This window comes from Micromonospora sp. NBC_00898 (assembly GCF_045207895.1).
Lineage (GTDB): Bacteria > Actinomycetota > Actinomycetes > Mycobacteriales > Micromonosporaceae > Micromonospora.
Genome location: NZ_CP108775.1, coordinates 7,326,336 through 7,338,496, shown reverse-complemented (window position 1 = coordinate 7,338,496; position 12,161 = coordinate 7,326,336). Strand labels below are relative to the sequence as shown.

Genomic DNA, 12,161 nt, shown 5'->3' with positions numbered 1-12,161 from the left:
AAAAGCTCTACTCCGTAGAGCCCCCGTCCGGGGCAACCCCTCTAACTTACTCGGTCCGATCTTCGTTGTCAACCTCGTGTCCGAGGTGATCAACTTGGTTCGGTTCGATCCACGCTCACGCACGCCGTACCCGGCGGTCGTTTCTGTCGTGGGAAGCGGCAGACCGGCCGATCGCCGCTCTCGCGGCCACCCGCCCGGCTCCCTGCCGGCCTTCGAACTCTACCCGGTCGGCTTCGCGTTCGCAACTCCGTGTTTCTCGGAGTGTCTCGCACCGCCCGAATCCTCAGTCTCGCTCGGCGTCTCCGCCACGAGCCTGGCGCCCGCTCTCGGCCGGTGTGTCCGGCCTCCCGCGTGCAGAGAGAAAGTTACGCGGATGGCCCCGAGAAGGCAAATCAACGTTGATCATTAATTCAAGGAGGCCGGCGATCACCCAGCCGACCGGCGGAGGGGCCATTGGCGGTCCCGCCGTGCCAGAGTGTCTGGCATGGATGACGTGTCCCGGGTTGCGGCGGCCCCGCTCGCCGAGGAAGCGCTGCTCGGGCTTCTGCTGCCCTTCTGGCAACTGGTCATCGGCGGGTTCGTGCTCTTCGTCGTCGTGGCGTCGGTCGGGCGGCTGGCCCGACGGGGCCCCTCCCGGATGACCACCGCCCTGCTCATCACCGCCGCGGCGATCGCCGGCTTCACCGTCGTCGGCGTACTGCTGGAGAGCTGACCGCCCTCAGAGCCGCCGGTTCGCGAGGCTCGGCAGCTCCGCCCGGATCGTGCGGAGCCGATCCAGGTCCAGGTCGCTGACGGCGAGTCCCGGGCCGTCCGGCACCTGGCTCAGCACCGTCCCCCACGGGTCCACCACCATGCTGCGCCCGAAGCACGTCCGCCCCGGCTCATGGTCGCCGATCTGGCCGGCGGCCGCGACGAAGCACTGGTTCTCGATCGCCCGGGCGCGCAGCAGGACCTCCCAGTGGTCCCGCCCGGTGTGCATCATGAACGCCGCAGGGACCACGAGGAGCTGCGCGCCGCCGTCGGTTGCGAGCTGCCGGTACAGCTCGGGGAAGCGCAGGTCGTAGCAGATCGACAGGCCGACCCGCAGGCCCTCGACGTCGACCACCACCGGTTGGTCCCCCGGCGCCACGGTCGCCGATTCGAGGTACGACACCCGGCCCGGGATCTCCACGTCGTACAGGTGGATCTTCCGGTAGCTGGCGGCCAGGGCGCCCGTACGGTCGAAGACGAGCGAGGTGTTCCAGGTGCGCTCCGGATCGGGGCCCGCCTCGTGGAAGGAGCCGGCAACCACCCAGATGCCGAGCCGGCGCGCGACGGCGGCGAAGAAGTCCCCCACCACGCCGCCCACCGACTCGGGCTCCGGCATGCCCTTCGCCGGTCCGAGGTAGTCCACGTACTCGGGGAGGACGGCGAGGTCGGCGCCGGCCGCCGCGGCCCGGACCAGCAGGGCCTCGGCGGCGGCGAGGTTCGCCGCCCGGTCGTCGCGGGCGTTGAGCTGGCAGACGGCGACGCGCATGGGGTTCAGCGTACGGACGGGCGACGGTCGGCGACAGGGCTCAGAGGCTGGCCAGGACCAGGGCCCCCGCGGCGAAACCCAGACCGGCGACCTGCGCCGGGCGCAGCCGCTCCCGGTCCACGGCGAGCGCGAGGAGCACGGTGCTCGCCGGGTACAGCGCGGCGATGGCTGCCACGATGCTCAGGTGACCACGGCTCGCCGCCGCCAGGTAGAGCGCGTTCGCCGCGGAGTCAAGCAGACCGGCCGCGGCGGCCCAGCCCCAAACCCGGGGCCCGAGCCGCAGGCTCACTCCGGCGCGCGCGGCCAGCGCGAGCCCGAAGCCGATCGAGCTGAACCGCACGGCCAGCACCGGCCACATGCCGGCGTCCTCGTCGGCCTGGCCCAGCAGGGCGAAGAAGACGCCGAAGAGCGCGCCCGCGCCGAGGGCCGTCCCCACGACGCGCGGGGACACCGCCCCGGAGACCCCGCCCTCCCCCAGGCTGACCAGGGCGATGGCCAGCACGGCGAGGCCGGCGCCGCAGAGTGCGAGGGTGCCGGGCGAGTGGGCGGTGATCAGGCCGGCGACGATCGGCACCAGGGCGGCCGTGATCGCGGTGACCGGCGCGACGACCGCCATCATCCCGCCGGCGAGGGCGCGGTAGAGCAGCACCACGCCCGCGGCGCCGGCCACCCCGGCGAGCAGGCCCCACACCATGTCGACGGTGTGTGGCGTGCCAGGCACCACCAGCACGAGCGCGAGCAGCAGCGGGACGCTCAGCAGCTGTGAGACCACGGTGACGGCGATCGGGGCGGCCCGGCGGGACGCCTTTCCGCCGGAGAAGTCGGCCGTGCCGAACGCGACTGCGGACACTGCTGCGAGCACAATGGGGAACATCCGAATGTCGTACCACAATATTAACCGCGAAGGATAGTGTGATGACCGACGCCAGTGCCGGGCGGGTGAGCGCGGTGACGTCCGCCGTCGCGCGGCAGGTACGCGAACTGCGGGCCACCCGCGGCTGGTCCTTTGAGGAGCTGGCGGGCCGGTCCGGGGTCAGCAAGGGCATGCTCGTGCAGATCGAAGGGGCCCGGACCAACCCGAGCATCGGCACGCTCTGCCGGGTCGCGGACGCCTTCGGGGTCAACATCGCCCAGCTCCTCGAGCCGGCCGAGGAGAGCACCGTGCGGACCACCGCCGCCGGCGAGGCGCCGGTGCTCTGGCGGGGCGAGCACGGTGGAAGCGCCCAGCTGCTCAGCGGCCTGGGCGAGCCGGACCTGGTCGAGCTCTGGGACTGGCGGCTGGAGCCGGGCGAGACGCATCACTCCCCCGACCACCCCCGCGGCACCCGGGAGGTGCTGCACGTCCTGACCGGCACGGCGACGGTGGTCGTCGACGGCGACGCGCACCTCGTACGGGCCGGGGAGACGATCGAGTTCCACGCCGACCGGGAACACGGCTACCGCAACGCCGGCGACGAGCCGGTGCGGCTGGTGATGGTGGTCGTCACCCCGTCGGGCGAATGGGACCGGAGGACCCGCTCACGCCGACGGCGCCCGGAATGATCCCGGACGCGGTCGGTACGGAGATCAGGCGGACTTCTCCTCGCGGTCCCGACGGGCCCGGCGACCGGTGAACTCGCGGGGCACGATCGTCGGGTTGACGTTCTCCAGGACCACCTCGCGGGTGATCAGCACGCGGGCGGCGTCCGGGTTGCTCGGCACCTCGTACATCACGGAGAGCAGGACTTCCTCCATGATCGCCCGGAGGCCCCGGGCGCCGGTGCCGCGGAGCATCGCCTGGTCGGCGATCGCCTCCAGGGCCGGCTGCTCGAACTCCAGCTCGACGCCGTCCAGCTCGAAGAGGCGCTGGTACTGCCGGACCAGGGCGTTGCGCGGCTCGGTCAGGATCCGCACCAGCGCGGAGCGGTCGAGGCTGCGCACGTTGGTGATCACCGGGAGCCGGCCGATGAACTCCGGGATCAGCCCGAACTTGAGCATGTCCTCCGGCATGACCTGGCTGAAGATGTCGTCGGTCGACCGCTCGGAGACCGACCGGAGCCGGGCGCCGAAGCCGGTGCCGCCGGAACCCGTCCGGGCCTCGATGATCTGATCCAGCCCGGCGAAGGCCCCACCGCAGATGAACAGCACGTTGGTCGTGTCGATCTGGATGAACTCCTGGTGCGGGTGCTTCCGCCCGCCCTGTGGCGGCACGTTGGCCACCGTGCCTTCCAGCATCTTCAGCAGCGCCTGCTGCACGCCCTCGCCGGAGACGTCCCGGGTGATCGACGGGTTCTCCGACTTGCGGGCGATCTTGTCGACCTCGTCGATGTAGATGATCCCGGTCTCGGCGCGCTTGATGTCGTAGTCCGCGGCCTGGATCAGCTTGAGGAGGATGTTCTCCACGTCCTCGCCGACGTAGCCCGCCTCGGTGAGCGCGGTGGCGTCGGCGATCGCGAACGGGACGTTCAGCATCCGGGCCAGGGTCTGCGCCAGGTGCGTCTTGCCGCAGCCGGTGGGACCGAGCAGCAGGATGTTGGACTTGGCCAGCTCGACGGCGTCGCTGCCGGAACCCGGCGCGCCGGCCGCCTCGGCCTGGATCCGCTTGTAGTGGTTGTAGACCGCGACCGCGAGCGCCTTCTTGGCCTGGTCCTGGCCGACCACGTAGTTGTCGAGGAACTGGCAGATCTCCATCGGCTTGGGAAGCTCTTCCCACTTCACCTCGCCGGACTCGGCCAGCTCCTCTTCGATGATCTCGTTGCAGAGATCGATGCACTCGTCACAGATGTAGACCCCGGGGCCCGCGATCAACTTCTTGACCTGCTTCTGCGACTTACCGCAGAAGGAGCACTTCAGTAGGTCGCCACCGTCACCGATCCGTGCCACCTACGTTCTCCCTGCACTCGTCGGCCGGTACGCCGGCCCTGACCTGCGGGCGCCGGGCGCCCGTCCGTCTGTCTGCCCCGCCGGTCCGACCCAGCGAAGCGGCACAGACCCGACGTTACCCGCTGGCGGAGGTTTCTCCGACCCCCAAAACGGGTGTGTCAGAGGTCGGCCGGGAACGGATCCGCGGCCGACCTCCGACCCGATGTTGCTCAGCTCGCGGCGTTCGCCGCCAGCAGGCCCTTCTTGCGGCTGGTCAGGATCGTGTCGACCAGCCCGTACTCCTTGGACTCCTCGGCCGTCATGATCTTGTCCCGGTCGATGTCCTTGCGGACCTGGTCGGTCGGGCGGTTGCAGTGCCGGGAGAGCATGTCCTCCAGCTGGGTCCGCATCCGCAGGATCTCCCGGGCCTGGATCTCGATGTCCGAGCCCTGACCGTAGCCGCCCTCGGTGGCCGGCTGGTGGATGATGATCCGGGAGTTCGGCAGCGCCATCCGCTTGCCCGGAGTGCCCGCCGCGAGCAGCACCGCCGCCGCGCTGGCCGCCTGGCCCAGGCAGACGGTCTGGATGTCCGGCCGGACGTACTGCATGGTGTCGTAGATCGCCGTCATGGCGGTGAACGAACCACCGGGCGAGTTGATGTACATGATGATGTCGCGGTCCGGGTCGGTGCCCTCCAGCGTCAGCAGCTGGGCCATCACGTCGTTGGCCGACGCGTCGTCCACCTGCACACCGAGGAAGATGATCCGGTCCTCGAAGAGCTTGTTGTACGGGTTCGACTCCTTGACCCCGTACGACGTGCGCTCGACGAACGACGGCAGCACGTAGCGGTTGTGCACGGCCGCGAACTGGGGCGGCAGGCTCAGATCGGTCATCGTCAGCTCCTCAGCTCAGGGTCCCGGCGCCATCCGGAACCTGAGCGGCCCCGATGATCACCTTGTCGATGAAGCCGTAGTCCATCGCCTCCTGGGCGGTGAACCAGCGGTCCCGGTCCGAGTCCGCCTCGATCTGCGCCTGGCTCTGGCCGGTGTGGAAGGCGACCCGCTCCTGGAACATCCGCTTCGTGTAGAGCATCTGCTCCGCCTGGATCGCGATGTCCGACGCGGTGCCGCCGAGGCCACCCGACGGCTGGTGCATCATGATCCGCGCGTGCGGCAGGGCGTACCGCTTGCCCTTGGTGCCCGCGCAGAGCAGCAGCTGGCCCATCGAGGCCGCCATGCCCATTGCCACGGTCGACACGTCGTTGTCGATGAACTGCATGGTGTCGTAGATCGCCATGCCGGAGTAGACCGAGCCACCCGGCGAGTTGATCCAGAGGTTGATGTCGCGGTCCGGGTCCTCCGCCGCGAGCAGCAGCAGCTGCGCGCAGATGCGGTTGGCGACCTGGTCGGTCACCTCGCTGCCCAGGAAAACGATCCGCTCCTTGAGCAACCGGTTGTAGACCGAGTCGTCGAGGTTGCCAATGGTGTCGCCTCCGCGGGCCTCGATCGCCCGTAGCGGCTTCGCTGGGATGTGCATGTCGGTCATGGCAGCCCTTCGCTCTCCGTACCGTCCTACCCGACACTAACCGCTCAGCCGGGGGGCGCACTCCCGGTCGGGGCACTGTTCGCTCTCAGCGCAGTTGTCCCGCGGACGTACCCCGGAAAGGGTTTCGGCCGCCGCCCACCGCAAAGCGGCGGACGGCGGCCAACCCGGACGATCAGTGCTGGTGGTCGTGCTCGGCCTCGTTCTGGGCACGCAGCGCGTCGAGGGTGACCTCGTTGCCGGCCGAGTCCTTGATCTTGATCTTCTCCATCACGGAGGCGAGCGCCTTGCCGCGCCGGACGTCGCCGAAGACGGCCGTGGCGGCGCCGGAGCGGACCAGCTGGTCGTAGTACTGCTGCGGGGCCATCCCGGCGCGCTGGGCGCGGTGGACGATCTCGTGACCGAACTCGTCGTCGGAGACCTGGACGTCCTCGGCGTCGGCCAGGGTGTCCAGCAGGAGCTGGATCTTGACCCCGTCGGTCGCCGCCTCGGTCAGCTCGGCGTCGATCTGCTCCTCGGTCTTCTCCTCGGCGGCGAGGTACTCCTCCAGGGAGGCGCCGATCCGCTCGAGCTGGTCGACCATGGCGGTCTTGCGGCTCTCGACCTCCTCGCGGACGACACCCTCCGGCGCCGGCACCTCGGCGGCGGCGACCATCTCCTCGAGGGCCTTGTCCCGGGCGGCGTAGATCTGCTCGACCTGCTTGCCCCGGGTGACCCGCTCACGCAGGTCGTTGCGCAGCTCCTCGATGGTGTCGAACTCGCTCGCCATCTGGGCGAAGTCGTCGTCCAGCTCCGGCAGCTCCTTCTCCTTGACCGTGCGCACGGTCACCGCGACCTCGGCGTCCCGGCCGGCGAGGTCGCCGCCCACGAGCTGGGTGGAGAAGGTGGTGCTGTCACCGGCGGCGAGGCCGACCACGGCCTCGTCCAGCCCGGGCAGGAGCTGCTTGCTGCCGACCTCGTGCGAGATGTTGCTCGCCTGGCCGCCCGGCACGTCCTCGCCGTCAACGGTGGCGTTCAGGTCGATCTGGACGTAGTCGCCCTCCTGGGCGGCCCGCTCCACGGTCTTCAGCGTGGCGAACCGCTCCCGCAGGCCCTTGACCTGCTCGTCGATCTCGCTGTCGTCGACCTGGATCTCGTCCACGGTCACCTCGATGGTGGCCGGGTCCGGCAGGGTGATCTCCGGGCGGACGTCGACCTCGGCGGTGAAGTTCAGCGAGTCACCGTCGTTGAACTCGGTGATCTCGACCTCCGGGCGGCCGAGCGTCTTCAGGTCGTGCTCGCGGACCGCGGCGAGGATGTTTTGCGGGATGGCCTCCTGCACCGCCTCGTTGAGGACGGTGCCCCGGCCCACCCGCTGGTCGATCACGGCGGCCGGCACCTTGCCTCGGCGGAAGCCGGGAACCTGCACCTGCGAACCGATCTCCCGGTACGCCTTCTTGAGGCTCGGCTCGAGCTCGACGAACGGCACCTCGATGGCGAGCCGCACGCGCGTCGGGCTCAGAGTCTCGACGGTGCTCTTCACAGGCGTACTCCTTGACGGATCTCAGTTGAGTCTGGGCGTGATTGCGACAATCGAGTGTAGGCGAGCCGGGCCGCCGGCTCGCCAGCGCCCGGGTACCGCGCGGAAAAATCGGCGGCTCCCGGGCGACCCGGCCGCGGACGACAGTCGGGGTGGCGGGATTTGAACCCACGGCCCCTCGCTCCCAAAGCGAGTGCGCTACCAAGCTGCGCCACACCCCGTGGCGACGAGAAGTGTATGCCGTCGGCGCCCACCGGACGCCCCCGGGCCGCGCCGACCCGCCGCCTCGGCCCCCGGCCGGGGGTGGCGGGGCGGGGGCGACTTCCGGGAAGTAGCGGTGTCCGCCCGCCCTGGATGCCGCCACTTTCCGGAAGACGTGCGGATCTTGGGGACGCCGGGTCCCGGGTGGTGGCTGGCGCGCCGGTACGTGGCTGCGCGTGCGGGACGGGCATTGGGTACGCTGTCGGCGCGTCCCGTCACCACGGGGCGCCCGCGGGCGTAGCTCAATGGCAGAGCTTCAGTCTTCCAAACTGACGGTGCGGGTTCGATTCCCGTCGCCCGCTCCGGCACGATGGCCCAGGTCAGACAGCTCATCCGACCTGGGCCATATCCGTGTCTACCGCTCCGTTGTGTCGGCGTGCCCGCTACGTGCCCGACCGCGCGCCTCGGCGATGCCGGCGCTCAGCGCGTCAGCGATGCTCCGGTCGCGTTCGGCGGTGGCGTGTTGGTACACCATGGCGGCACGGGTCGAGCCGTGCCCCATCCGCGCCATCAGATCCGCCAGACTGGCACCCGTGCCAGCGGCGAGGGTGTTGCCGGTGTGCCGCAGGTCATGAAAGTGGAAGCCGGGCAGACCAGCGGCGTCGACCGAGGCGGACCAGCCGGCCGCCTTCTGGAAGTTCGAGCGGCGCAGGGCAGCACCCTTCGCGCCGGTGAAGACCAGGGCGTCGGGTTCGTCGGCGACGAAGTCGCGCACGTGACGCTCAAGGTCAGGGCGGATCGCCGCCGGGATGGTGACGGAGCGGCGGCCGGCAGCCGACTTGGGCGGGCCGAAGATCATGCGTCCGTCTGACATCTCGACCAGAGTCGCGCGGACCGTGACGGTCTGGCAGCGCGGGTCGAGGTCGCGGCGACGCAACGCCGCAAGTTCGCCATAGCGGAGGCTCGTGAAGGCTGCCAGCAGCACCAGGGCGCGAAACCGCGAGGGTACCCGGCTGGCGATGTCGAGGACCTGGGCGATGGTCGCCACGGGTCGCTCAGGGGTGTGGTGCTCCCCCGCTCCCTTGATGCGGCAGGGATTGCGGCGGATCAGCTCGTCGTCAACGGCGGTGGCAAGCACCGCGTGCAGCAGTCGGTACGCCTTGGCGGTCATGGTGGCGGTCGCGCCGGCCGCGACAAGTTCGGCGTACCAGGCCCGGACCCGGCCGGGCGTGAGGTCGCTGAGCAGAACAGTGCTCAGGGTGGGTTCGATGTACTTGCGCGACAGCCACCGATAGAGGTCGACCGTCCGTGGCCGCAGGTTCGGCCGATGGTCGATCCAGGTGGCCACGTACTCCCCCAGTGCGACACGTCCCCGGTTCGGGTCGTGCCATGTGCCCTTGAGGATGTCGGCTTCCACAGCGGCGAGCCACCGGTCAGCGTCGGTCTTGCGGGCGAAAGTGTTCGGCGCTGGCCGGTCGGTCCCATCCGGACCCGGGTAGCGAGCCTGATACCGGCCCGACGGGAGCTTGCGGATGCGGCCGAAGCGGCGCTTGCTAGCCATAGACGTGTTCTCCCTTCCGGTAGCGCAGGACAGGCCGGATGGCGTCAATGCGGCCTTGACGGATGTAGTCGGTGAGGTCGTCGGGGTGGAACCGGACGTACTTGCCGACCTTGTAGAAGCGGATGCGGCGCTCAGCGACGATGCGGCGCACGAAGCGGACTCCGGTGCCCAGCCGTTGCGCGGCCTGCTCGACGGTGAGCATGTCGACGTCGCGGGGTTCGTTCAGAGCCGTACTCCTCTCGTGATGACGGTCAGGTCGTGCGGGTTCAAGCAGCAGCGGTCATCTCCTCTCGGGCGGCTTCGTGTCGCTCCCGGGCCATGGCGGCTGCGGTGTTGGCCAGGAGCGCGTCTCCGGTGGTGCGCCAGCCCGAGCCGGCGTAGGACAGCAGGCCGACGATCAGGGTTGTCTCTACCGGCTGCTCGGCCCATTCGTGGCCGGTCTCAGTGCGTCGCCAGATGACGCGGGCGTCGCGGAGGATGCGGAAGGTGACGGAGTAGCGGCGGCTTTTGGTGAGGAAGTGGCCGCCGAAGCCGAGCATGTGCGCCCACCGTCGGAGCTGCTGCCAATCGCGGTGGCCGCCGAGGGTCCAGCAGGCATCGATGAGCCGTTCTGGGTGGGTGCCCTGGTGGTTGGCGTAGAGGTCGATGGTGTCGCTGTCGAGGCGGCGGGAGACGTGGCCGGTGGTTTCGGTGCTTTTAGTGGCGTACTTGGCGAGGTAGCCGGCGACCTTGCCGTCGGTGATGTCGCCATCGGCGTTGACCGGCTGCACGTCGAGGCCCTTGCCGGGGTCGCCCCAGGTGATGTGCCAGCCGGCGGGCTGGACGGGGTGGGGGCGGGTGGTGAACGCGACGACGGCGGCGTGCTGCACGGCGGCGACCAGGTCGTCGACGCCGAGGGCGGCCGGCGGGGGGATCACCGCGTTCGGGTCGTGCGGGTCGACGCCGTCGAGACGGATGACGGCGTGGTAGTGCACGACGCCCCGGCGCTGCATTTCGGCGACCTTGCCGAAGGACACCTTGACCGGCGGCACCAGGCGGACCCGGCCCGAGTCGGTGACCTGCTGCACCCACGGCAGCCCGAGAGCACGGGCACGGGCGTGGACGTGGCGGGTGATGGCGATGGTGGTGCGGCGCCACAACTCCGGTGCGGAGTGGTTCCACACCGCCTGGCCGTCGTAGTCGTAACAGTCCAGACACAGCGGTGTGCCGAGGGTCGGGTCGTCGTCGGTGTGCCGCTGGTGGCAGCGCAGGTCGACACCATGCGGGCACAGGTCGGCGTGGCGGCGGGGCCGGCAGGGGATAGGCCGACCGGCGCGGTCGCTGCGTTGGGTGTGCACGGGGCCGAACGACGAGGCGGTGAACGTGCCGAACACTGCCGGATGCTGCGCCACCGTGGCGGGGATGCCCTTGCCGCCGGCGAGGCCCGCTTTGACGAGCTGGTAGGCGTCGCGCTGGTAGGTGCGGGCGCAGGACGGGCAGACGGCGTGGCGGCGGTTGCCGCACGGCTTGTAGATCTCCCCGTCCGGCAGGTCCGCCGTCGACACCGAGGCGAGGAGTTGCCCGGTGGCCCGGTCGACGGTGGCGACTTCACCTGAGAGCCGGATCGGGTGGGAGCAGCCCGCGGCCGATCGCACGTGTTCCAGCCAGCCGAAGTAGTCCGGGGTGGTGGCCCGTTGGAACGCGGACTCATCACGGCCGACGAACGAGCCCGACGAGCCGGTGGCGGGGTGGGGCCGGTGCCCCGGACCAGACGGGTGAGCCTGGTCCGGGACAACGGCGGTGGGGTCAGCGGCCACGGGTGCGGACCGCCTTCATCGGTAGGTGGGTGATGGGGCCGGTGCCGAACGGGTTCGGGTGGTCGAAGATCCGGCCGAGCAGGGAGGCCACGGGTGCGGGCAGGTCGGCCCGGTGGTGCTCCCACAGGTAGATGTCGCGGATGAGTTGGTAGGTCTTCGGCAGCTCGATCCCGTCGCGGGCGGCGAGGATCTTCATGCGGCCGATCAGTTGGACGGGTTCCCAACCCCGGGCAAGCCGGGGTCGACGCCAGACGTAGGCGGCGGGTGCTCCGGTGGTGGTCATCGGGCCACCTCGATCAGCACCGCCAGGTCGACGCCCAGGACGCGAGCGAGGTCCCGCAGGACAGACAACCGATCCACGGGGATGCGGTCGTGTTCGACCTTGGCCAGCCAGGTTTCCGACCGGCCAACCAGGTTGGCGCAGACAACCTGCGACAGGCCACGACGGCGACGCAACCGCGCGACCGTCTGCCCGAACGTCACTGGCTGGTTGAGCATTGCCCGCCGGTTGACGGTGGCGGGTCGGATGGCAGTGATGGTCATCGCGATCACCACAGCTCGGTGGTGTGTGCGGCCTCGACCACACCCCAACCGGGCAGACCGAACAGACGGCCCAGCAGCCCCTCGTAGAACGGGGACGCCTTGACGGTGCCGCTCTCCCAGCGGCACAGGTTCCGCTTGAAGGTGGGCCACTCCGGCAGCCGCACGCCCTCATTGGCGGCGACCTTGCTCAGCCGGCGGAACACCTCCAACTGCGACCAGCCACGAGACTGACGCAGCTTCTTCCAGGGCCAGGTGAAGTGTCGGGTAGCAGGTGCGGGGATGGTGGCGTTCGTGGTGAGCACGGACAGGGCATCCAGCAACGCGGTGCGGTCGAGCACCGCAGGCAGGTTCAGCGCCTCCCCAGGGGCCAGCGCGTTCCAAAGCGTCGCCAAAGCAGACAGCAGGCGAGCATCAGACAGTGCCGAAGAGTGGCCCGAGGCGCACAGGGCAGGGTGAACGGTAGGCTGGACAGGCATCGTTGTTCCTTTCGCATGGGGCCGATGCACCGGGCCTCGACGGGCCGCAATCCCGTCGGGGCCTTCCTCTTTGCGCTCCCCGTATCCCTTGTAAAGGGGGGTTGCGCATCGATGTATGACCGAGGGTAGGCAAGCCCCCTTGCTGGGGTCAAGCCCCGTTCTGAGG

The 12,161-nt window shown here is 70.0% G+C and carries 14 protein-coding genes and 2 tRNA genes; 3 read left to right on the top strand and 13 right to left on the bottom strand.

Features of this window, described 5'->3' with window-relative positions:
- Nucleotides 1-484: 484 nt before the first annotated feature.
- Entirely contained in the window at nucleotides 485-712 is a 228-nt protein-coding gene (locus OG799_RS35650) for a hypothetical protein (protein WP_406041772.1), read from the top strand.
- A 6-nt stretch (nucleotides 713-718) separates the two neighbouring features.
- Here the strand turns inward: OG799_RS35650 and OG799_RS35645 are convergent, their stop codons facing one another.
- On the bottom strand, nucleotides 719-1,516 hold the full coding sequence (locus OG799_RS35645) for a carbon-nitrogen hydrolase family protein (RefSeq protein ID WP_406041770.1): 798 nt from the start codon (nucleotides 1,514-1,516) through the stop codon (nucleotides 719-721).
- A gap of 40 nt (nucleotides 1,517-1,556) precedes the next feature.
- Entirely contained in the window at nucleotides 1,557-2,390 is an 834-nt protein-coding gene (locus tag OG799_RS35640; RefSeq protein ID WP_406041768.1) for an EamA family transporter, read from the bottom strand.
- Between the two features lie 41 nt (nucleotides 2,391-2,431).
- On the opposite strand from OG799_RS35640, the gene OG799_RS35635 reads away from it, so the two are divergent.
- Complete coding sequence (locus tag OG799_RS35635) at nucleotides 2,432-3,058, top strand: helix-turn-helix domain-containing protein (protein WP_406041766.1); 627 nt, start codon at nucleotides 2,432-2,434, stop codon at nucleotides 3,056-3,058.
- A 24-nt stretch (nucleotides 3,059-3,082) separates the two neighbouring features.
- Here OG799_RS35635 and clpX read toward each other — a convergent pair whose 3' ends face one another.
- The 5 genes from clpX to OG799_RS35610 form a co-directional block, all read right to left on the bottom strand.
- A complete protein-coding gene (clpX, locus tag OG799_RS35630) occupies nucleotides 3,083-4,378 on the bottom strand; it encodes an ATP-dependent Clp protease ATP-binding subunit ClpX (RefSeq protein ID WP_200214942.1) in 1,296 nt (431 codons plus the stop codon).
- A 209-nt stretch (nucleotides 4,379-4,587) separates the two neighbouring features.
- On the bottom strand, nucleotides 4,588-5,250 hold the full coding sequence (locus OG799_RS35625; RefSeq protein WP_406041763.1) for an ATP-dependent Clp protease proteolytic subunit: 663 nt from the start codon (nucleotides 5,248-5,250) through the stop codon (nucleotides 4,588-4,590).
- Between the two features lie 10 nt (nucleotides 5,251-5,260).
- Nucleotides 5,261-5,902 carry an ATP-dependent Clp protease proteolytic subunit gene (locus OG799_RS35620; RefSeq protein ID WP_406041761.1) on the bottom strand — a complete coding sequence of 214 codons (642 nt, stop codon included), beginning with the start codon at nucleotides 5,900-5,902 and terminating at the stop codon, nucleotides 5,261-5,263.
- A gap of 172 nt (nucleotides 5,903-6,074) precedes the next feature.
- A complete protein-coding gene (gene tig, locus OG799_RS35615) occupies nucleotides 6,075-7,421 on the bottom strand; it encodes a trigger factor (RefSeq protein ID WP_406041759.1) in 1,347 nt (448 codons plus the stop codon).
- 144 nt (nucleotides 7,422-7,565) lie between these two features.
- Nucleotides 7,566-7,639: transfer RNA gene (locus OG799_RS35610), tRNA-Pro, on the bottom strand.
- 271 nt (nucleotides 7,640-7,910) lie between these two features.
- Here OG799_RS35610 and OG799_RS35605 point away from each other — a divergent pair.
- A tRNA-Gly gene (locus tag OG799_RS35605) sits at nucleotides 7,911-7,981 on the top strand.
- A gap of 53 nt (nucleotides 7,982-8,034) precedes the next feature.
- Here OG799_RS35605 and OG799_RS35600 read toward each other — a convergent pair.
- The 6 genes from OG799_RS35600 to OG799_RS35575 form a co-directional block, all read right to left on the bottom strand.
- The gene (locus tag OG799_RS35600; RefSeq protein ID WP_406041757.1) at nucleotides 8,035-9,036 is read right to left on the bottom strand and encodes a tyrosine-type recombinase/integrase; all 1,002 of its coding nucleotides are present in this window, start codon (nucleotides 9,034-9,036) and stop codon (nucleotides 8,035-8,037) included.
- A 136-nt stretch (nucleotides 9,037-9,172) separates the two neighbouring features.
- Nucleotides 9,173-9,382: an excisionase family DNA-binding protein gene (locus OG799_RS35595; RefSeq protein WP_130330370.1), complete on the bottom strand. Its 210-nt coding sequence runs from the start codon at nucleotides 9,380-9,382 to the stop codon at nucleotides 9,173-9,175.
- A gap of 64 nt (nucleotides 9,383-9,446) precedes the next feature.
- Nucleotides 9,447-10,976, bottom strand: coding sequence for a replication initiator (locus OG799_RS35590; RefSeq protein ID WP_406041755.1), 1,530 nt, complete (start codon nucleotides 10,974-10,976; stop codon nucleotides 9,447-9,449).
- Nucleotides 10,966-11,259: a hypothetical protein gene (locus OG799_RS35585; RefSeq protein ID WP_406041753.1), complete on the bottom strand. Its 294-nt coding sequence runs from the start codon at nucleotides 11,257-11,259 to the stop codon at nucleotides 10,966-10,968. The genes OG799_RS35590 and OG799_RS35585 overlap by 11 nt, the downstream gene beginning before the upstream one ends.
- Entirely contained in the window at nucleotides 11,256-11,531 is a 276-nt protein-coding gene (locus tag OG799_RS35580) for a helix-turn-helix domain-containing protein (RefSeq protein ID WP_406041751.1), read from the bottom strand. Before OG799_RS35580 ends, OG799_RS35585 begins: the two co-directional genes overlap by 4 nt.
- Nucleotides 11,525-11,911 carry an XRE family transcriptional regulator gene (locus OG799_RS35575; protein ID WP_406041749.1) on the bottom strand — a complete coding sequence of 129 codons (387 nt, stop codon included), beginning with the start codon at nucleotides 11,909-11,911 and terminating at the stop codon, nucleotides 11,525-11,527. Before OG799_RS35575 ends, OG799_RS35580 begins: the two co-directional genes overlap by 7 nt.
- Nucleotides 11,912-12,161: the final 250 nt, after the last annotated feature.